This window comes from Ensifer sp. ENS03 (assembly GCF_014852035.1).
GTDB lineage: Bacteria > Pseudomonadota > Alphaproteobacteria > Rhizobiales > Rhizobiaceae > Ensifer > Ensifer adhaerens.
Genome location: NZ_JACVAV010000004.1, coordinates 288,089 through 307,357, shown reverse-complemented (window position 1 = coordinate 307,357; position 19,269 = coordinate 288,089). Strand labels below are relative to the sequence as shown.

Here is a 19,269-nt window from a genome sequence, read left to right as displayed (position 1 = left end):
CTTACTTGGCGCCCTTGGCGCGCTCGACGGCTTCCTTGATCAGCTGGCGGGCGGTGGAAGCATCCTTCCAGCCGTAGATCTTCACCCACTTGCCGGGCTCCAGATCCTTGTAGTGCTCGAAGAAGTGCTCGATCTGCTTCAGCGTGATTTCCGGCAGGTCGGTGTATTCGTGAACCTTGTCGTAGCGCTGCGTCAGGTGACCCGACGGAACGGCGATGATCTTCTCGTCCTGACCGGAATTGTCTTCCATCATCATCACGCCGATCGGGCGCACATTGATGACGCAGCCCGGAACCAGCGGACGGGTGTTGCAGATCAAAACGTCGATCGGATCGCCATCGTCCGAGAGCGTATGCGGCACGAAGCCGTAGTTGCCCGGATAGGTCATCGGCGTATAGAGGAAGCGGTCGACGACCAGCGTGCCGGCTTCCTTGTCCATCTCGTACTTGATCGGATGGCCGCCGACGGGAACCTCAACGATCACGTTGACATCTTCTGGTGGATTCTTTCCGATGGAAATCGCGTCGATGCGCATGGATCTACTCCAGGGTCGGTTTGAGAAGTTTGCCCGTCGGATAAAGGGAAACATGCCGCGATGCAACATAACTTTCGTCCGTAGCGCAGATTCAACCGGTCGTTTTGCGCCTGCCCATCGACCTCTACAGGTCTGCCAATCGCGTTTGAGGGAGTTTCGTATGAACGGAAGGGTTGCATGCCTGGCGCTGGTGCTTTTGTCCGCCGGCCCCGTCTTGGCCAATGAGAGCGTCTATACCGACATCGGCCGCGACAAGTGTAAGACGATCGCCGAAGAAGAGGGCATGTACGCGTTGATGACCTGCCCCGGCCATGCAGACTATCCCGTTCGCTTCAAGGAAGCCGACATCCGCCAGAGTGTTTCGTTCGGCCACCTGAACCAGCGCTATGCCGACGACGCTTTCGAGAGTTTCATTCCATTCAACCACGCCGGCACGACCGTGGAGTGGCGGGTTGCCAAGGATGGCAAGGCCGTAGCGACGATCCTGCGCTGGTTCATCGAGAACACGGACGCGTCCGGCGCTTCGGTTCCTGCACTTCAGGGGCAGGTGCTCGTCATTTCCAAGGTGGCCGAGAAGGATGACGGCAAGGGTTGCGTCGCCGGCTATGTCGATGCGCTTGCCAATCCCGATCCGAATGCGCTTGCTCGCAAGATCGCCGACGAGGTGGCACCGACCTTCCGCTGCGGCGTCGACAAGCCCACCTATCACGGCACGCGGGGCGACAAGGCGGCCGATCCCAACAACGAACTGCCTGAGTAAGTCTTTGATTTCAGTGTCGCGGAGGCGTCGGGCCTAGTTCCAGGCGAAGCCGACTTTCTTCAGGTGCTTGTCGCCGAAATCTTCCATGCCTTCGGCGATATCGGTGCCGCCGGCACCCTGGAAGAACTGGTAGGCATGCTCGCTGTCTTCGAGGCACCAGACGACGAGGCCACGGCAGCCGAGCGAACGCAGCAGGCTCTTGGCCTCGCCGAAGAGAATACGCCCGAGGCCGATGCCCTGGTATTCCGGCCTCAGGTAGATCTCGTAGATCTCGCCTTCCTGCGGCAGGGCCTTGGCGCGGCTGAGGCCGAGCGTTGCGTAGCCGGCGATGGTTCCGGCGACGTCGACGACGAGCAGCGTGGCAGGACCGCGGGTCGCCTTGCGCCACCAGGTCTCGTCACGGCGATTGACCATCTGAACGAGCGGACGATGGGGAATGAGACCGCCATAGGTCTGCAGCCACGAAACGCGGTGCACATCGGCAATTGCCGACGCTTCCTGCGGCTCTCCGGGCCGAATCTCTATCGAAACAGTCTTCATGACTCGCGACTCTAAACACACACAAGGCGAACAGGAATCCCGCCCGGTTGCCAGCCTGCGTTAACCCACAGGCAACTTTAACGGCACCCAATGGAAGGTTAACGCCTTTTTAACTTTATCCGCAAGTCGCCCATCGGTGGCACACACAGCAAAAAACCCCGGATCGCTCCGGGGTTTTTCTGAAAGTCGTAGGATCGATCAGGATCGATCAGGCAGCGCCAGCCGTGCGGGCCTTTTCGAAGCGCTTGCGATCGTTCGGGTCGAGGTGCAGCTTGCGAAGACGGATCGACTTCGGCGTCACTTCGACCAGCTCGTCGTCCTGGATCCAGGAGAGCGCGCGCTCCAGCGTCATGCGGATCGGCGGCGTCAGGCGAACGGCTTCGTCCTTGCCGGCGGCGCGCATGTTGGTGAGTTTCTTGCCCTTGAGCACGTTCACTTCGAGATCGTTGTCGCGGGTGTGGATGCCGATGATCATGCCGGCATAGACCTTCTCGCCGGCGTCGATGATCATCGGGCCGCGGTCTTCCAGGTTGAACATCGCGTAGGCAACCGATTCACCGGCGTCGTTCGAAAGCAGAACGCCGTTGACGCGACCACCGATCTCGCCCTTGTAGGGCTGGTAGGCGTGGAACAGGCGGTTCATGATCGCCGTGCCGCGGGTGTCGGTCAAAAGTTCCGACTGGTAGCCGATGAGGCCGCGGGTCGGAGCGAAGAACACCAGACGGACGCGATTGCCGCCAGACGGACGCAGTTCGACCATCTCGGCCTTGCGCTCGGACATCTTCTGCACGACGACGCCCGAATGCTCTTCGTCGACGTCGATCACGACTTCTTCGATCGGCTCGAGCATCTGGCCGTTGTCATCCTTGTGCATGACAACGCGCGGACGCGAAACGGCAAGCTCGAAGCCTTCACGACGCATGGTTTCGATGAGAACCGCAAGCTGCAGTTCGCCGCGGCCCGATACGAAGAAGGAGTCCTTTTCCGAGGATTCTTCGATCTTCAGCGCAACGTTGCCTTCGGCTTCCTTGAACAGGCGGTCGCGGATGACGCGGCTCGTGACCTTGTCGCCTTCGGTGCCGGCAAGCGGGCTGTCGTTGACGATGAAGGACATGGTGACGGTCGGCGGGTCGATCGGCTGCGCGGTCAGCGCTTCGGCGACCGACGGATCGCAGAAGGTGTCGGCGACGGTGCCCTTGGTAAGGCCGGCTATCGCAACGATGTCGCCTGCCTGCGCTTCTTCGATCGGCTGACGCTCGATGCCGCGGAAGGCGAGGATCTTCGAGATACGGCCGGTTTCAAGCAGCTTGCCATCCTGGCCGAGAACCTTGACGGCCTGGTTCGGCTTGACGGTGCCCGAGTGAACGCGACCGGTGATGATGCGGCCGAGGAAGGGGTTGGCTTCGAGGATCGTGCCGATCATACGGAACGGGCCTTCGGCAACCGTCGGCTCCGGCACGTGCTGCAGCACCAGGTCGAGCAGCGGCGCCATGCCCTGGTCCTTCGGACCTTCCGGGTTGACGTTCATCCAGCCATCGCGGCCCGAACCGTAGAGGATCGGGAAGTCGAGCTGCTCGTCAGAGGCGTCGAGGTTGGCGAAGAGGTCGAAGACTTCGTTGATGACTTCTTCGTGGCGGCCGTCCGGGCGGTCGATCTTGTTGATCGCGACGATCGGCTTCAAGCCGACCTTCAGCGCCTTGCCGACGACGAACTTCGTCTGCGGCATCGGGCCCTCGGAAGCGTCGACGAGAACGATAGCGCCGTCCACCATCGACAGGATGCGCTCGACTTCACCGCCGAAGTCGGCGTGGCCGGGGGTGTCGACGATGTTGATGCGCACGCCCTTCCATTCGACCGAAGTCGCCTTGGCGAGGATGGTGATGCCGCGTTCTTTTTCGATGTCGTTGGAGTCCATGACGCGTTCGGCAACGCGCTGGTTTTCGCGGAACGAGCCCGACTGCTTCAGGAGCTCGTCAACAAGGGTCGTTTTCCCATGGTCGACGTGCGCGATAATCGCGATGTTACGAATGCTCATTTTTCGTCTCGGAAGGTTCAGGGCAAGCCCCGATGGGCCACGCCGCTTTTTCAATGGTCGCGCTCATACAGGTTTTTTTGCGATTGCGAAAGGGGGGCGCGCGCATGAGCGTCGTGTTCAAATGCCGGTAGGCCATGGGTTTGCACTCGTCAGGGGTCTCACGAACGCCGTTTGCAAAGCTGTTGGCCGCGACCGAATTCCTCATGCAATTGCGGCCGGATCGAGCGTCACGCGCCAGAGTTCCTGGTCCTGCCGGTCCATCAGCCGCACCGTCATCTGCTGCGTCTGGCCGTTGATATCGACGATGCCGAAAAACTGCAGACCAGCCGATGGCGGCAGGTTCTGGTCGATGCCGCCGCCGGATGCCTTGATGAAGCGAACCTCCGGCCCGAAGGTCATGTCGAGCTCCTTCGGCGCATAGGTGCCGGAATGCAGTGGACCGGACACGAACTCCCAGAACGGCGTGAAATCCTTGAATGCGCCGCGCCCCGGATCGTAGTGATGCGCGGCGGTGTAATGCACGTCCGCCGTCAGCCAGACGAGGTTGTCGATGCCGTTGTCGCGGACGAAGCGCAGGAGATCGGCAAATTCGCGTTCGCGCCCCGCGGGCGGACCGTTGTCGCCATTGGCGATCGCGTCCGAACCGCGCCGGTTGGTGTAATCGTCCCAGACGACGAGACCGATCGGCATGTCGCAGGCGATCACCTTCCAGGTGGCCCGCGAGGCAGCAAGTTCGCGCTTAAGCCAGTCGACCTGCCGCCAGCCGAACAGGGCGCCGCCGCCGTCTTCTCCCTGGTTGGCGCCGCGATAGGATCTGAGGTCAACGAAGAACACGTCGAGCAACGGACCATAGCCGATCTTGCGGAAGATGCGGCCGGGCTGCGTTGCCGGCATGCGGATCGGCGTCATCTCGTTGAACGCCCGCGCCGCCCGCTCCGCATAGACGGCAACATCCTTTTCCGGATAGCGCGCGTCGTCGCGCAGGTCGGTCGAGGCCGACCAGTTGTTCAGCACCTCGTGGTCGTCCCATTGATAGAAAGTGGGGCACACGGCGTTGAGTTGCCGCACATGCTCGTCGAGCAGATTGTATTTCCATTGCCCGCGATATTCTTCCAGCGTCCGCGCCACGTCGCGCTTCTCATGCGTCACCACGCGGTTCTTCCAGACACCGCCATCACGTAGCGCTATCTCGTCAGGGATCGGGTTATCGGCATAGATCGTGTCACCGGAATGAATGAAGAAGTCCGGCTCGTGCTGGCGCATGGTCGAATAGGTCTTCATGCCGACATCATCAATGCCCCAGCCCTGCCCGGCCGTGTCGCCGGACCAGACGAAGCGGATCGAGCGCTTGCGCAAGGGGGCGGTGCGAAACCGGCCGGTGACCGGCGCGGAGACGCGGTTGACGTCGTAGAGATCCGTGGCGGTGAAGCGGTAGAAGATATCCTGGTCCGGCAGCAGCCCGTCGAGCGAACATTTGATCGCGCAATCCGTCTGCGGCGTCGCCGTCAGATCGGAAAGGCGAAGGGGGTTGGAGAAGCTCTCGGTGGTCGAGTATTCGACCGACACCTTCGACGGGCGATCCACCCGTGTCCAGATCATGCCGGAGGACGTATCGACATCGCCCGATTGCACGCCGTGAATGAATTCCGGCCGGCCGTAGCCGCGTGCATAAAAGGGTGTCGCAAGACCGGATGAGGCCACGAAGCCCGCGGCACCGGCGGAAAGCAGGAAAGAACGCCTCGAAAGCGTCTTGAGGATATCGGCCAAACAGACCTCCGATTCGGCAGCGCCACCGCGCGTGCCGGACCTTTGGTCATCTGGGTGTCAGCGACGTAACAGGCGCATGAAACTATTTGAACGGTTTGGCGACAGTTCGGTGAAGGCCGGAGCTGGCCGCGGCGACAATGGGACGATGGCAAACGCTGCCAATGCTGTTATCAAAGGCGATCAGCGTTGGCCTTGGTGAATCCGGGCAACGAACCCGCCTCCTGCCCCCGTTCGGTGGCCACAGAAATCGACAGGTGATCATCGTGTCCCATGCCGCCAACGTCTCCGTCCGCGACCGCCTGGAACAGATCCTGAGCCGGCTCAACAATCGTCGGCACGAGCAAAAGGCTTTTGTCCGGCTCTACGAAGAGCGCGCGCGGAGCGAGGCAGACGCGGCCGACCGCCGCCGGCAGGCGGGGGACGGCCTTGGGCCGCTCGACGGCAAGATCGTTTCAATCAAGGACCTGTTGGATATCGCCGGCGAACCGACGCTTGCCGGCTCCATCATCCGCCGCGACGCGCCGCCGACCCAAAAAGACGCGCTCGTTGTCCAGCGGCTGCGGGCTGCCGGTGCAGTCATTATCGGCAAGACGCATATGACCGAATTCGCGTTTACGGCCATCGGCCTCAATCCGCACTACCCGGTACCCGGCAACGCCACCGACGAAAGCCTGATCCCCGGCGGTTCATCCTCGGGCGCTGGCGTGTCGACAGCAGAAGGCACCTGTGACATTGCCATCGGTTCAGATACCGGTGGCTCGATCCGCATCCCCGCGGCGCTGAACGGCATCGTCGGCTTCAAGCCGACGGCGAACCGCATCCCGCTCGATGGCGCCTTTCCGCTCTCGCCGGTTCTGGATTCGCTCGGACCGCTCGCCCGGACCGTGGCCGATTGTGCAGCGACCGATGCTGTGATGGCCGGCGAGCAGCCAAGGCCGCTTGTCGCCCGTCCTGTCGCAGATCTTCGTATCGGCATCCCACGTGGCAGGCTGTTTGAAGACCTCTCCCCCGAAGTCGCCGACGCCTTTGCGGCAAGCCTCGACCGACTGGCCAAAGCGGGTGCCAAGATCGTCGACTGCACCATCGATGACTTGATCGAGAAGCTCGGCGAAGCGACGCGGATCGGCTCGGTTGCGGGCCTGGAGGCAAGCCGTATCCACGCCGGATGGCTGGGTGATGCGGCCGCCCCAGTCGACGAAAGGGTCAAGTTCTCGCTTCGCCGCCGCCTTTTGGTGCCCGACGCGGCGATCTCGGCCCTGCTGCAAACCCGGCATGCGCTCGCCGCCGCCATGGACGAGCGGCTCTCGCCCTACGATCTCATCGCACTGCCGACGACGCCGATTGCGGCCGTGTCCATCGCAAGCGTCGACATCGACGCGGCGGAATACGACCGCGTCGAGAGCCTGCTGCTGCGCAACTGCCAGGTCGCCAACCAGTTCGATCTCACCGCTATCACCCTGCCGATGCCGGGCCTTGTGCGGCCGGCCGGACTGATGCTGGTTGGGAGAAACGGAACCGATGCGACCGTACTGGCGTCAGCCCTTTCAGCCCAGGCGCTGCTTCAGGAAGCTTGAACGGCGCGCCCGATGGTCATCGAATGAAACACCAGCCTGCAAGCAGGCCGGTTCGGCAGTCGTCGTCGAATGACATCAAGCGGGCATGGATCCCGTTGAAATCGGAACTCCGCAACGCCTTGTTCTCTACGGCCAATCGCTCGCGCCTTGATGCGCCAAACATGCCGAGCGATGTGCGCGCCGATTTTGCGACAGCGATATGCGATGAAGCAGACTTGATCTGCGACGCGCTTTAGCGTGAGCGCTTCGAGGCCCGAAGGATCAGCCAGACCGGTACGCCGATAATCAGCAGCGCTATGACCGTATGCCAGATAGAAAATGTCATGCTTGTGCGTCTCCCCTAGCGCAAGCGATACGTGGCCGCGAACTCTCCCGACATCCGCCGCATCGCCGATTGGAACCCGGTCAGAACAGGACATCCCTGATTCGATTCGCAACCGATGGTGGATTACGTTCGAAAAATAGTTCGTGGAGGAGACGCGCTCCGCTCAATGCATCGTTTCGCCGGAGATCTCGTCACGGAGGATGCGGAAGGCATCTTCAAGCGCGGCGACCAAGACATCGGTCAGTTCGTCGCCGTCATTGTTCGCGAGATAGAGGGCAACCATCGTGTCGGATGGGTCGCGGTAATGCTCGATATCGTTTGACATATCATTGTCCTTCATTCGCCGTGTCACATCCCGGCCATTGAGGTGACTATAGGCGAAGGGACTTGCGTAAAGCTGGATGCATGACATCAGGCGAAGGGCACAGCACGCAGCGTCGCGTTATTCTCCATGCGCTCCCTAACGGGGTCGACGGACAAAGGATAGAGGATAGCGACCTATTTCGCTCGCGCCGGGCGCACGAGCACGCTAGAGCATGTCGCCGACGAACGACGCGGGAATGAGCATGTCGAAGAAAACCAAGAGCGACGAAACCGCGGACGTGCAGCGCCTGAAACTCGATTTTCCCGACATCCACGCGGATCTGATCGCCGGGCGCATCCCGTCACTGCGCAAGGCGCTTATCGCGGCAGGGCTTAAGGACGAGCGCACGCGCCTCGACAAGCTCAAGAATTCCTGGACCAAGGCAAGCCCCACCGAGCGTGAAACGTTCCTCAAGTGGCTGAGCAGCAATGGCGGCCCGGACGGGCTTGCCCCACACGCTCATATCGATCCGCCGCTCGCAGCGCCCCCCGCGATTGCCAGCGGTCGCTACCTGCTCTCCGAAACGATCGCCGAAATCCGCACGATCATGAATCGCCGCCGGATGCGGGCGAACGACATCATGGCCGAGATGGGATTTGCCGGCGACGACCTGTCCCTCACCCGCGCCCTGTCCAAGGGCGCAAGCCTGCGGCTCTCGGTGATTGCCGCGCTGGAAACCTGGTTGCGCAACAACGCGGCGGAGTGAACCCGCCGGACAATCGTCCGCTTTCAACGCGCCCCTCTTCCGCCCGCTGCAACCCGCATTGCCGGCGCGCGACCGTTGAGTGCGTTCAGCAGAAGAATATTGCAACTTAAACCTGAGCCAATCCTTGAAAGCACGAAAGTGGTGCTTTATGTTATTGCTCATGGCTCAGGGCAACCACACGTCGATCTTGTACTACGATCTCGCGCCGGACGCGGAGGCCAGACGTGCGCTGGAAGAAACCTTCGTTGCCTACGGCGACATGCTGGCGATGCTCGATGAACTCGCCGGCGAAAAGGCGGGCGCCAATCTCGTAACGTTGCATGAACTTGCCTACGAAACGGTCCGGGAGCGCACCGGGCTTCCGGCGCGCATGGTCACGCTTGGACTGCGTGACTTCGCGGCAAACCGCGGACAGCAGGCCAATGCCGAAAGGCTGCCGCTGGACGACAAGCTTTTCGCAATCAAGGGACCGTCGGATCTGACCGTCGCCACCGTGCGTGGTCGCGTCGCGATCCCATACGACGTCGCCGGCTATTCGCCGGGCACTCTGAATATCTTCGCCGCCCAGCTCGTTGCACAGCACGGCGGCTATCAGATCCACATTGGCGTCACCACGCATTCCGACCGAACGGAGAAGAAAATGATGACGAATGAAGGCATCCTATCCCGTATGGGCCGCTTGATCGCCGGTCTCGCCAATGCCGCCGTCGACAAGGCGGAAGGCAGCAACAAGATCGTGATCGTCGAACAGGCACTCCGCGAAATCGACGCGGCGGCTGAAGAGGCCCGGGTCGATATCGGCCAGGCACGCGCCGAGGAGTATCGCATCCTCAGCCGCCGCGACGAAATCGGCGCCGATCTCGAAAAGCTGGACGAAAAGATCAGCACCGCCATCTCTGCCGCCCGGGAAGACCTTGCCAAGGCCGGCGTCGCCCGCCAGATCGACCTGGAATCGCAGCTCGCCGCCCTGGACAAGGCGCTCGCCGGCGCCCGCACCGATCTCGAAGAGGGCCAGCAGGCGCTGCAGGCGGTGCTTGCCACCCGCCGCGAGGCCGAGGCGCGGCTCGCCGATCTCAAGCGCAGCATCGCCCAGTTCCCCGAGAGCAAGGTTTCGGGCTTGGCGAAGCCCAGCCCGGTGGACGGTGCCGCCCGCGCCGCTGCCGCCGTCTCCCGCGCCACGGGCGTACCGGGCGGAGAACACGGCAACAGCGCCGAGCTGGACGAACTCGACCGCCTGCATCGCGATCGGGCGATCGACGCGAGACTGGCCGCACTCAAGGCAAAGCAGCACTGACGCCGATGCTGTTCTTCCTCGCCCCGGAATCCCTACCCTTCGCGGTTGCGGCGGTGATGTTGGCCGCCTTCACCGGCATCGAGCTCCTCTGCCTGCTGCTCGGCTTCTCACTGGGTGAGGCGATCGACAAGGCCTGGCTGGACGACCACAACGCATTGGGCGGGCTGATGTCCTGGTTCAATGTCGGCGGCGTACCGCTGCTCGTGCTGCTGATGCTTTTCCTCGGCCTCTTCGCGATGATCGGTTTTGTCATCCAGGCGGTGGCCGGGGCCCTGTGGGTGCCGCTGCCTGCCCTTGTCGCGGCGCTACCGGCACTCGCCGTCTCGCTGCCCGCAGTTCGGATGTCGAGCCGATGGGTGGCAAAGATCGTGCCGCGTGACGAAAGCTATGCCGTCGATCTCGGCGATTTCGTCGGCCGCAGCGGCGAAGTCACCGTCGGCCCACTGGACCAGGGCCTGCCGGGACGCATCCGCCTCAAGGATCGCCACGGCAACTGGCATGTGCTGCGCGCGCGCGCCGCCCGCAACGAGCAACCGATCGCCATCGGCGCGCAGGTGCTCGTCGTCGATCGCGTTTCCAACATTTTCATTGCGATATCGGCGCCGGCAGACCTGCTGACGCCGCCCAATCCTTAAAATTCCCACGTCTTAAAGTCTCACGGAGCAACCATGTTTTATGAACTCTTGGTGCCGGCCGGCATCGGCATCGTCCTGATCCTCGGCATCGGCTTTGTTCTTGCATCGCTCTATACCCGCTCGAGCCGCGACGAAGCCTATGTGCGCACGGGCCTTGGCGGCCAGAAGGTGGTCCTCGACGGCGGCTCCATCGTGCTGCCGATCTTCCACTCGATCGCCCGCGTCAACCTGAAGACGCTGCGCCTTGAAGTCCGTCGTGGCGAAGGCGACGCGCTGATCACCAAGGACCGCATGCGCGTCGATATCGGCGCGGAATTCTATGTCCGCGTGAAGCCCGATGCCTCCTCGATCGCGCTTGCAGCCCAGACACTCGGCGACCGTACCAACGATGCCGAACAGCTGCGCGTGCTGATCGAGGCCAAGTTCGTCGACGGTCTGCGCTCGGTCGCCGCCACCATGAGCCTCGACGCGCTGCAGGAACAGCGCATGGATTTCGTCAAGGCGGTGCAGGAAGCGGTCGGCGCCGACCTGCAGTCGAACGGTCTCGAACTCGAATCCGTTTCGCTGACCCGTCTCGACCAGACGGATATCAAGCACTTCAACGCCAACAACTTCTTCGACGCGCATGGTCTTGCGGCGCTGACCCGCATTACCGAGGGCCGCAAGAAGGAGCGCAACGAGATCGTGCGCGATACCGAAGTCGCGATCGCCCAGAAGGATCTGGAAGCCCGCCAGCAATCGCTGACGATCGAGCGCACCAAGCGCGAGGCGGAGCTGAACCAGGAACGCGACATCGCCAACAAGTCGGCCGCCACCCGCGCCGAAACCGCGCAGCAGGAACAGGCGGCCAAGCGCGCCGAGGAAGAAGCTCGCATCGCCGCCGAGCAGGCGATCGCCGAACGCGAGGCGCTTGCCAAGCAGGCGCGTGAAAGCGCCAACATCGACGCCACCCGCGCCGTGCAGCAGCGCGACACGGAAGCCCGCCGCGACCTGCAGATCGTTTCGCAGGAAAGCGCCATCGCGGTTGCCAACAAGAGCCGGGAAGAGTCCGAGGCGAAGGCCCAGGCTGAAACCGCCCGCGCGCTCGCCATCGCCGCGGAAGAAAAGGTGGAGACGGCAAAGGCCGTGGAAATCGCCGAACGCGAACGCCAGATCGCCGTCATCGACGCCCGCAAGAACGCCGAAACCGAAGCGACCGCCGTGACCGTCGGCGCCGAAGCCGAAAAGCAGGCGGCCCTCGACCAGGCCGATGCGATCAAGACGCTTGCCACCGCCGAGGCCGACGCCGCGATCATCAAGGCGAAGGGCGTGCTCGAAACCGGCAAGGCCGCAGCCGAGAGCGAGGCGCTGCTCAACGAGGCCCGCAACAAGCTGAGCTCCGCCATCATTGAATTCGAGATCCTGCGCGAACGCATCCGCATCATTCCCGAAGCGCTGGCAGAAGCGGTCAAGCCGATCGAGAAGATCTCCGACATCCGCATCTTCGACACCGGCGGCATGCTCGGCCGCAACGGCGGCGGCGACGGTGCTGCCAACGGCATCGGCCTTGGCGACGGGTTGGCGGGCCAGCTCCTGTCCTACCAGGCCAACAAGCCGATCGTCGACCAACTGCTGAAGGAAGCAGGCTTCAACGGCGAAAATGCGATCTCGTCGCTGCTCGGCAACCTGCAGGCGGCACCGTCGCCGGCGGAGAAATCGCCGAAGAAGTAACGCGAAACCGACGGGATCCCTGGCCTCGCGGCTGGGGATCAGACTATGGGTGCGGGCATCAGGTCAGGCCGGCCCGCGCGTGACCGCAAGCATCCTGCGGCGCTGTCGTCGCGACCCTTAAACCGGCCCTGCGGCCGACGGTCCGCCTGCTTCCCTCCTGCCTCGGCTGCCGGGTCACGGGCCGCTCAACATGCTGGCGCACTAGCGCGCGTGTTCAATGCGCCACGTTCTGCCGTTTCCGCAAGTTGCCGAGAACTGGCCATTTACATCCACAAGTGCTAATATTTTTGGGCCGAAGGTTCCAGAGGAACCCGCCTCGCGACCGACAATCAGATAAACGCGAATTGCTTGCAGCCAATTGCCGCGCCGTCGGACGACCGCTCCATGAGCGCCGTCGATGTCCGACGACATCAACGTGGAGGAAAAGCCAATGGCCAGCAATCTTGTTTCGTATATCGCGCAGATGCTTACCCCTGACATGATCGCACGCATCGCTTCGGCGCTCGGGCTCGACAGCAGCAAGGTGCAGGGCGCCGTCAGCGCCGCCATTCCCGCGGTGCTGGCGGGACTGACGGGTGTCGCCGCGCAACCGGGCGGGGCGCAGAAGATCGCCGATACCGCCAGTCAACAAGGCGGATCGCTCGACAGTCTCATCGGGATGCTTCAGGGAGGCGATCAGGCGACGCTTAGCCAGAACGGGTCACAGATCATTTCGTCAATCTTCGGGGCAAAGGACGGCAGTGCGCTGGCAAGCGCCATCGGCGGGATCTCCGGCATGGACCCGCGGGCGAGCGGTTCGTTGCTGGCGACGCTTGCTCCCCTCGTGCTGGGTGGCCTTGCCCGGCAGAGCGGCGGCGATCTCAGCGCCAATGGCATTGCCGGACTGCTCGCGAGCCAGAAGGACAACATCGCGGCCGCCCTGCCCTCCGGCGCAAGAGAACTGCTTGGCGGAACAGGCTTGCTCGGCGGGCTCGGCGCTTCGGCACAGTCTGCCGCGGCCTCGGCGAGCCAGGTCGCCCGCAGCGCCGCGACAGCGGCTTCGTCCGTCGGTGGAGCCGGTCAGCGCGCAGCCGAGGCGGCGACGCCGTCCGGGTCGCGCAACTGGCTCTACTGGGTGATTGCCGTGCTCGCGCTTGCAGCCGTGCTCTTCTATCTGTTCGGCAGACCGAGCGGAGAGGTCGCGCCACAGGCTGGCACGGCGGGGCAAAGCTTGACGGTCGGCGGGGTCGACATCGGCCGGCAGGTCCAGGACAGCATGGCGAGCCTGCAGACAACGCTGACCGGTGTCACGGACGCCGCCTCGGCCACGGCCGCCCTGCCGAAACTGGAGGAGATTTCAGCCGGGCTCGACAAAGTCACGGGCGCCACCGGGCAACTGTCTGCCGAACAGAAGGCAGCCCTTTCCGCGCTCGTCGGGCCGATGATGCCAACGCTCAACGGGCTTTTCGACAAGGTGCTGGCGATACCCGGCGCTTCCGACATCGTGAAACCCGCAATCGATGCATTGAAGACCAAGCTCGCCTCACTGGCGACCTGAAGAACCAGCCCAAGCATGAGCTGCCGGCCCTGCATTCCGCACGGACCGTTGGCGATTGTCATCGACGAAACCGGATAGGAAGGAAGACGGCCATGGCCGACAAATCGACATTCACCCCGGAAGAATGGACGCTGCTCCTGGAGAGCGTGATGATGGCCGGCATTGCCGTGACGGCCGCGGAGCCGAGCGGCCTCTGGGGGATGATGAAGGAAGGCATCGCCAACAGCAGCGCACTTCTGCAGGCAAAAGCCGATGCAGCAGCAAGCCCGCTCGTCAAGGCGCTGGTCGCCGACTTCGAAACCTCGGAGGGCCGGACCGCCGCTCGCGATGGGCTGCAGACGAAACTCAAGGGTGCCAAGCCGGAGGACATGAAGGCCAGGTGCATTGAAACGCTGAATCAGGCCCGGACACTCGTCGAGACCAAGGCGCAGGGTGATGTCGCAGCCTTCAGCACATGGCTATACCAGATCAGCCAGAAGGTGGCGGAAGCCGCCAAGGAAGGCGGCTTCCTGGGCTTCGGCGGCGTCGCTGTCAGCGATGCTGAGAAGGCCACCTTGTCGGAAATTTCCGCGGCGCTGAAAGTCGCCTAGGCAGCTGCGTTTCGCCGCGGAAGCACGAACGTGCCGTCAGCCCGGCCGCCGACGCCCTTGCCCGGTTCGCAACGGCATCGATGGCTATAGTTCGGCAAACCGCAATCGCTGGCGACAACGCCGCGACATCGTTGTCAGATGGGTCACCCTTTGACGCGGCGCACGACCCGCGATCGCAATATCAGGGCGGGCTATCGGAAGCGCCGGATGACCGCTGGCCGCAAGGAGAACGATCGATCGCCCCGCCCCCGACACAACAGGAACGTCCCCGCCCCCATCCTGAAACAGATATCGAGCCTGCTGGCGATTTTGTTTCCTGGACGCCGAAGTCGAGTTGATAGAGACGCGCGTTTAAACAACGAACCCCGGAAGCTTGCGTGAACTGCCCTGGTTCGGGCTGCTTCGCATAGCACATGGCGGTGAGATAGATTATGGCGGAGAGGGTGGGATTCGAACCCACGGTACGGTTGCCCGTACGCCGCATTTCGAGTGCGGTGCTTTCGACCACTCAGCCACCTCTCCGCTTTGCTGGTCGGCGCTTGTTCGGCGCGGTCGGGTTCATAGCGGCAGATTCGGGTGCTGGCAAGGGCCTTGTTTGAAGAATATGTAACGGCCTCGTTGCTTTCGCCTTGACACGCCTGTGCAAATCCTTGTAATCCGCGCAATGAAGTGGTGTGGCCTAGCTTCACCGCAGCGGGTGCGATTTGCGCCCTTTCACCGGTGGATATCCGAAAAGGAGATCCACTCAACTGTCGACTGAGAAAAAGACGGCCTTGTCTTCGGGCAGAGAGCCGGATCGAACATGAAAGGATAAAAAATGTTCGCAGTCATCAAGACCGGCGGTAAGCAGTACCGCGTGGCCGCCAACGACGTCCTCACCATCGAAAAGCTGGAAGGCGTTGCAGGCGACAAGATCGAATTCACCGAGATCCTGATGGTCGGCGTTGGCGCCGATGCAACCATCGGTGCTCCGTTTGTCGAAGGCGCCGTTGTCAGCGCTGAAGTTGTTGAGCAGGGTCGCGCCAAGAAGGTCATCGCCTTCAAGAAGCGTCGCCGCCAGAACTCCAAGCGCTCGCGCGGTCACCGCCAGCACCAGACGACCGTCCGCATCCTGGACATCGCTGCTGCCGGTGGCAAGGCAAAGAAGGCTTCGAAGAAGTCTGAAGCTGCCGCTGAAGCCGCTGCAAACTGAGTTCAGGGATCTAAGGTTTAAAGGAGAACACCAATGGCACACAAAAAAGCTGGCGGTTCGTCGCGTAACGGTCGCGATTCTGAGTCCAAGCGCCTTGGCGTGAAGAAGTTCGGCGGCGAGAACGTCATTGCAGGCAACATTATCGTGCGCCAGCGCGGTACGAAGTGGCATCCGGGCGCCAATGTCGGCCTCGGTAAGGACCACACGATTTTTGCACTTACGGCCGGCAACGTGGACTTCCGTACGAAGGCCAATGGCCGCGTGTACGTGTCTGTAATGCCGAAAGCCGAAGCAGCGGAATAAGCCGGTAGCGCTCTAAAACAGCCGGCGTCTCATCGACCCGGCTGACGCACCTGATGGTTCCAAGCCAGACTTCAAAGGGGAGATGGGGCAATACCCAACTCCCCTTTTTCGTTTCTGGAGGAAACCATGCAAACCGAGTTGTTGAGGGAAGACCAATCCCGGTCTCCCGAGCAGAGGCTGAGGCCCCAACGGTCAAGGACCGATTGCCCGATATTGTTGTCACCCCGGCTCGTTCTGCGCGCGCCCCATGAAGACGATATCGACGCCCTTGCCCATCTTGCCAACAATGCCAATGTCGCGACCATGGTTTCGCGCATGCCGCACCCGTATACGACGGCCGATGCCGCCGACTTCGTGCGACGCGCGAAAGCCGGCACGATTGGCAAGTGCGTCTATGCGATTACCAAAGCGGACAATGGCGCATTTCTCGGTTGTTGCGGTATCGAGCCGCATCCCGATGGCAAGACGGCGGAGCTCGGCTATTGGCTGGGCGAGCCCTATTGGAACCAGGGCTATGCCACCGAGGCCGCCCAGGTCCTGACCGACATGGCCTTCCGCACCCGCGACATCGACCAGATCGATGCGCGCTGCCGGGTCATGAACTTGGCATCGCGCCGGGTCATCCAGAAGTGCGGTTTCCAGTTCCAGGGCAGCGGCATGGTCGGCAGCCTGGCGCTCGGCGGCTCGATCGCCGTCGAATGGTACCGGCTCGACCGTAAGACCTGGGTCTCCTTGAGAAGCTGGGGAGGCATGCGATGAACGCGCTCGCTTCCGAACGCCAGCGGATCGTTTCCCGCCCCGGTCCCGGCCCCTGCCCGGTCATCGAGACCAAGCGCCTGGTCCTGCGCCCGCATCGGCGAAACGACGCCGAGGCGATCGCCCAGTCGCTCGGCGATTTCCAGGTGGCGCGCATGCTGGCGCGCGTTCCCGCGCCCTACGATCAGCAGGACGCGCTCGACTGGCTGACGGCGCAGACTTCAGGGCTGACGCCCGACTGGACCTTCGCCGTCACCACCGGTGACGACGTGCACATCGGCTGCGTCGGCATCGAGCTCCGCCACGGCCAATGGCATGTCGGCTACTGGCTGAACCGCTTCTACTGGGGCAAGGGCTTTGCCTCGGAGGCTGCCTATGCGGCGGTCGAGCGCTTCTTCCGCCGCATGCCCGAAACGACCCTGCATTCCGGCGTCTTTGCCGACAATCCGGGATCGCTGAAGGTGCAGGAGAAGATCGGCTTCCAGATCACCGGCTGCGCCCAGGTCTATGCGCTCGCGCGCAACGCCATGGTCGCCCATATCGAGACGCGGCTGACCGCCGCCGATCTGCGCCGACCGCACTAGAGAACATCCCCGCGAAGCTCGGGCTTCGCGGGGACTTTTTTGTCATGCTAGCGTGAAACCGACAGGCAGGTGGTCGGAACCCTTGGCCTCATAGTCGGTCCAGGCATCGATGAGACGAGACGCAAGGCCGGCGCTCAAGAAACAATAGTCGAGATGCATGCGTTTTTCGGGGTTTTCGGGATGGATCCAGCTATAGCTTTCAGGCGTCAGGCGGCCGAGATGGGCAAGCGCATCGACCGGATTCTCAAGCCGCAGCGAACGGCCGTAGAAGGCGTCGCGCGAGCCCGTCATCGCGCAGTATTCCGGCGTCTCCGGCTCCATGTTGAAATCGCCCATGACGACGAAGTCCTCCGGATGCGGCGGCTCGGCCATGCCGAAATCGGCCGCCCCGGTGATCGCGCCGCCTTCGAGCGGATAACCGAGCAGCCGCTCCTTGAGATAACGGATCTGGGCAATACGCTCGGCCGGCAGCACATGATCGAGATGCACGGAATAGACCCGGAGCGGACCGGCGGGCGTTGCGATCAGCGCTTCCGTCGCCCCGCGCTGCAGGTTCATCGGGCTGATCGTGCGGGTGCGCGGCAAGGGGATGAGCCGGGTGGCAAGGATCGGCCAGCGCGACAGGATCATGTTGCCGAACTGGAAGCGTCGGCTGACGGCGCGTCCATCCTCGATCGCCGAACCGATGTCGATGTCGCAAGGCGCGTGGAAGGCCGCGAAATGGCCAGGAAACAGCTTTTCGAAGCGGGTGACGAGATCGACATGGCCGTTGCGGTGGAAGCCGCGCGTCACTTCCTGAAGCGCGATGATGTCGGCGTCCCCGATCGAGGCGGCGATACGCTCGGGATCGAAGCGGCCGTCGAGGCCGATGCCGTATTGGATGTTGTAGCTAACGAACCGCACGATATTCTTTGACCTCCGAATAAACCGCCTATATCGATGGCGGCAAATTACAGCGCCGCGCATCCTTTAGGACCTGCAAAGGTCGCTGTAACACTTTCTAAGACCGCGCACTTACACCGAACAGATGGCAGCCCAATGAAATTTCTCGACGAAACGAAAGTCTATATCCGCTCCGGCGACGGTGGCGCAGGCGCCGTCTCGTTCCGGCGCGAGAAGTTCATCGAGTTCGGCGGACCGGACGGCGGCGACGGCGGCCGTGGCGGAGACGTCTGGGTGGAGGCCGTCAACGGCCTGAACACGCTCATCGACTTCCGCTACCAACAGCACTTCAAGGCCAAGACCGGCCAGCACGGCATGGGCCGCAACCGCACCGGCGCCGGCGGCGACGACGTGACGCTGAAGGTCCCGGTCGGCACCCAGATCTTCGAGGAAGACAACGAGACGCTGATCGTCGACATGGTCGCCGAGGGACAGCGCTATCGGCTGGCCGCCGGCGGCAATGGCGGCTTCGGCAACGCCCGCTTCAAGTCCGCGACCAACCAGGCGCCGAACTGGGCCAACCCCGGTCTCGAGGGCGACGAGAAGACGCTCTGGCTGCGGCTGAAGCTGATCGCCGATGCCGGTCTCGTCGGTCTGCCGAATGCCGGCAAGTCGACCTTCCTTGCCGCCTGCACGCGCGCTCGCCCGAAGATCGCCAACTATCCGTTCACGACGCTGCATCCCAATCTCGGCGTCGCCACCATCGACGGCAACGAGTTCATTATCGCCGACATTCCCGGCCTGATCGAAGGTGCGCATGAAGGTGTGGGCATCGGCGACCGCTTCCTCGGCCATGTCGAGCGCACGCGCGTGCTGCTGCACCTCGTCTCCGCCCAGGAGGAAGATGTCGCCAAGGCCTATAAGACGGTCAGGCACGAGCTCGAAGCCTACGGCGGCGGGCTGGAAGACAAGCCGCAGATCGTCGCGCTGTCGCAGATCGACGTGCTCGACGAGGACGAGCTGAAGGTGAAAGCCAAGGCGCTGGCCAAGGCCTGCGGCGAGCAGCCCCTGCTGCTCTCTGCCGCCGTCGGCAAGGGCATGACCGAAGCGCTGCGAGCGTTGCGCAGCGTCATCGTCGCCGCCAAGGCCGGTGAAGGCTATGGCGAGGAGAACCTCTGAG

The 19,269-nt window shown here is 62.9% G+C and carries 19 protein-coding genes and 1 tRNA gene; 13 read left to right on the top strand and 7 right to left on the bottom strand.

The genetic code is table 11. The features are described from left to right. Position 1 precedes the first annotated feature (1 nt). Positions 2-535, bottom strand: coding sequence for an inorganic diphosphatase (gene ppa / locus IB263_RS17820; protein WP_034802613.1), 534 nt, complete (start codon positions 533-535; stop codon positions 2-4). 160 nt (positions 536-695) lie between these two features. On the opposite strand from ppa, the gene IB263_RS17815 reads away from it, so the two are divergent. After that, positions 696-1,295, top strand: a complete 600-nt coding sequence (locus IB263_RS17815; protein ID WP_060521415.1) for a hypothetical protein — start codon at positions 696-698, stop codon at positions 1,293-1,295. 33 nt (positions 1,296-1,328) lie between these two features. Here IB263_RS17815 and IB263_RS17810 read toward each other — a convergent pair whose 3' ends face one another. The 3 genes from IB263_RS17810 to IB263_RS17800 form a co-directional block, all read right to left on the bottom strand. Beyond that, positions 1,329-1,835, bottom strand: coding sequence for a GNAT family N-acetyltransferase (locus IB263_RS17810; protein ID WP_034802619.1), 507 nt, complete (start codon positions 1,833-1,835; stop codon positions 1,329-1,331). A 208-nt stretch (positions 1,836-2,043) separates the two neighbouring features. Then, a complete protein-coding gene (gene typA / locus IB263_RS17805; protein ID WP_034802622.1) occupies positions 2,044-3,870 on the bottom strand; it encodes a translational GTPase TypA in 1,827 nt (608 codons plus the stop codon). A gap of 201 nt (positions 3,871-4,071) precedes the next feature. After that, positions 4,072-5,637, bottom strand: a complete 1,566-nt coding sequence (locus IB263_RS17800; protein ID WP_192438781.1) for an alkaline phosphatase — start codon at positions 5,635-5,637, stop codon at positions 4,072-4,074. 263 nt (positions 5,638-5,900) lie between these two features. On the opposite strand from IB263_RS17800, the gene IB263_RS17795 reads away from it, so the two are divergent. Beyond that, positions 5,901-7,211 carry an amidase gene (locus IB263_RS17795; RefSeq protein WP_371814144.1) on the top strand — a complete coding sequence of 437 codons (1,311 nt, stop codon included), beginning with the start codon at positions 5,901-5,903 and terminating at the stop codon, positions 7,209-7,211. A 488-nt stretch (positions 7,212-7,699) separates the two neighbouring features. Here IB263_RS17795 and IB263_RS17790 read toward each other — a convergent pair whose 3' ends face one another. Beyond that, complete coding sequence (locus IB263_RS17790) at positions 7,700-7,861, bottom strand: hypothetical protein (protein ID WP_089044398.1); 162 nt, start codon at positions 7,859-7,861, stop codon at positions 7,700-7,702. A gap of 241 nt (positions 7,862-8,102) precedes the next feature. Between IB263_RS17790 and IB263_RS17785 the strand changes: the two genes are divergently transcribed. The 6 genes from IB263_RS17785 (at position 8,103) to IB263_RS17760 (ending at position 14,372) form a co-directional block, all read left to right on the top strand. Beyond that, positions 8,103-8,606, top strand: coding sequence for a hypothetical protein (locus IB263_RS17785; protein ID WP_060521568.1), 504 nt, complete (start codon positions 8,103-8,105; stop codon positions 8,604-8,606). Positions 8,607-8,766: 160 nt separating this feature from the next. Further along, positions 8,767-9,900 carry a PspA/IM30 family protein gene (locus IB263_RS17780; RefSeq protein WP_034802629.1) on the top strand — a complete coding sequence of 378 codons (1,134 nt, stop codon included), beginning with the start codon at positions 8,767-8,769 and terminating at the stop codon, positions 9,898-9,900. Between the two features lie 5 nt (positions 9,901-9,905). Then, on the top strand, positions 9,906-10,535 hold the full coding sequence (locus IB263_RS17775) for an OB-fold-containig protein (RefSeq protein ID WP_034802632.1): 630 nt from the start codon (positions 9,906-9,908) through the stop codon (positions 10,533-10,535). A gap of 33 nt (positions 10,536-10,568) precedes the next feature. Beyond that, positions 10,569-12,245: a flotillin family protein gene (locus tag IB263_RS17770; protein WP_034802635.1), complete on the top strand. Its 1,677-nt coding sequence runs from the start codon at positions 10,569-10,571 to the stop codon at positions 12,243-12,245. Positions 12,246-12,675: 430 nt separating this feature from the next. Further along, the gene (locus tag IB263_RS17765; protein ID WP_192438779.1) at positions 12,676-13,782 is read left to right on the top strand and encodes a DUF937 domain-containing protein; all 1,107 of its coding nucleotides are present in this window, start codon (positions 12,676-12,678) and stop codon (positions 13,780-13,782) included. 92 nt (positions 13,783-13,874) lie between these two features. After that, positions 13,875-14,372, top strand: a complete 498-nt coding sequence (locus IB263_RS17760) for a hypothetical protein (protein WP_034802641.1) — start codon at positions 13,875-13,877, stop codon at positions 14,370-14,372. A gap of 432 nt (positions 14,373-14,804) precedes the next feature. On the opposite strand, the gene IB263_RS17755 is transcribed toward IB263_RS17760, so the two are convergent. Continuing rightward, positions 14,805-14,894 (bottom strand) — tRNA-Ser (locus tag IB263_RS17755). 295 nt (positions 14,895-15,189) lie between these two features. Between IB263_RS17755 and rplU the strand changes: the two genes are divergently transcribed. The 4 genes from rplU (at position 15,190) to IB263_RS17735 (ending at position 17,207) form a co-directional block, all read left to right on the top strand. After that, the gene (gene rplU, locus IB263_RS17750; RefSeq protein ID WP_034802644.1) at positions 15,190-15,564 is read left to right on the top strand and encodes a 50S ribosomal protein L21; all 375 of its coding nucleotides are present in this window, start codon (positions 15,190-15,192) and stop codon (positions 15,562-15,564) included. A gap of 33 nt (positions 15,565-15,597) precedes the next feature. Next, positions 15,598-15,867, top strand: a complete 270-nt coding sequence (gene rpmA, locus IB263_RS17745) for a 50S ribosomal protein L27 (protein WP_034802646.1) — start codon at positions 15,598-15,600, stop codon at positions 15,865-15,867. Between the two features lie 126 nt (positions 15,868-15,993). Further along, a complete protein-coding gene (locus IB263_RS17740) occupies positions 15,994-16,626 on the top strand; it encodes a GNAT family N-acetyltransferase (RefSeq protein ID WP_034802649.1) in 633 nt (210 codons plus the stop codon). After that, positions 16,623-17,207 (top strand): GNAT family N-acetyltransferase, encoded by a 585-nt coding sequence (locus IB263_RS17735; RefSeq protein ID WP_192438778.1) that lies wholly within the window; start codon positions 16,623-16,625, stop codon positions 17,205-17,207. The genes IB263_RS17740 and IB263_RS17735 overlap by 4 nt, the downstream gene beginning before the upstream one ends. A gap of 42 nt (positions 17,208-17,249) precedes the next feature. On the opposite strand, the gene IB263_RS17730 is transcribed toward IB263_RS17735, so the two are convergent. Next, positions 17,250-18,110 carry an endonuclease/exonuclease/phosphatase family protein gene (locus tag IB263_RS17730; protein ID WP_113187436.1) on the bottom strand — a complete coding sequence of 287 codons (861 nt, stop codon included), beginning with the start codon at positions 18,108-18,110 and terminating at the stop codon, positions 17,250-17,252. A gap of 135 nt (positions 18,111-18,245) precedes the next feature. On the opposite strand from IB263_RS17730, the gene obgE reads away from it, so the two are divergent. Continuing rightward, positions 18,246-19,268: a GTPase ObgE gene (gene obgE, locus IB263_RS17725; RefSeq protein ID WP_060521425.1), complete on the top strand. Its 1,023-nt coding sequence runs from the start codon at positions 18,246-18,248 to the stop codon at positions 19,266-19,268. The last annotated feature ends 1 nt before the right edge of the window (position 19,269 follow it).

Bases quoted from the DNA above. Each gene is read 5' to 3' on its own strand.
- ppa (WP_034802613.1), bottom strand. From the start codon at position 535: ATGCGCATCGACGCGATTTCCATCGGAAAGAATCCACCAGAAGATGTC.
- IB263_RS17815 (WP_060521415.1), top strand. From the start codon at position 696: ATGAACGGAAGGGTTGCATGCCTGGCGCTGGTGCTTTTGTCCGCCGGC.
- IB263_RS17810 (WP_034802619.1), bottom strand. From the start codon at position 1,835: ATGAAGACTGTTTCGATAGAGATTCGGCCCGGAGAGCCGCAGGAAGCG.
- typA (WP_034802622.1), bottom strand. From the start codon at position 3,870: ATGAGCATTCGTAACATCGCGATTATCGCGCACGTCGACCATGGGAAA.
- IB263_RS17790 (WP_089044398.1), bottom strand. From the start codon at position 7,861: ATGTCAAACGATATCGAGCATTACCGCGACCCATCCGACACGATGGTT.
- IB263_RS17785 (WP_060521568.1), top strand. From the start codon at position 8,103: ATGTCGAAGAAAACCAAGAGCGACGAAACCGCGGACGTGCAGCGCCTG.
- IB263_RS17780 (WP_034802629.1), top strand. From the start codon at position 8,767: ATGGCTCAGGGCAACCACACGTCGATCTTGTACTACGATCTCGCGCCG.
- IB263_RS17775 (WP_034802632.1), top strand. From the start codon at position 9,906: ATGCTGTTCTTCCTCGCCCCGGAATCCCTACCCTTCGCGGTTGCGGCG.
- IB263_RS17770 (WP_034802635.1), top strand. From the start codon at position 10,569: ATGTTTTATGAACTCTTGGTGCCGGCCGGCATCGGCATCGTCCTGATC.
- IB263_RS17765 (WP_192438779.1), top strand. From the start codon at position 12,676: ATGGCCAGCAATCTTGTTTCGTATATCGCGCAGATGCTTACCCCTGAC.
- IB263_RS17760 (WP_034802641.1), top strand. From the start codon at position 13,875: ATGGCCGACAAATCGACATTCACCCCGGAAGAATGGACGCTGCTCCTG.
- rplU (WP_034802644.1), top strand. From the start codon at position 15,190: ATGTTCGCAGTCATCAAGACCGGCGGTAAGCAGTACCGCGTGGCCGCC.
- rpmA (WP_034802646.1), top strand. From the start codon at position 15,598: ATGGCACACAAAAAAGCTGGCGGTTCGTCGCGTAACGGTCGCGATTCT.
- IB263_RS17740 (WP_034802649.1), top strand. From the start codon at position 15,994: ATGCAAACCGAGTTGTTGAGGGAAGACCAATCCCGGTCTCCCGAGCAG.
- IB263_RS17735 (WP_192438778.1), top strand. From the start codon at position 16,623: ATGAACGCGCTCGCTTCCGAACGCCAGCGGATCGTTTCCCGCCCCGGT.
- obgE (WP_060521425.1), top strand. From the start codon at position 18,246: ATGAAATTTCTCGACGAAACGAAAGTCTATATCCGCTCCGGCGACGGT.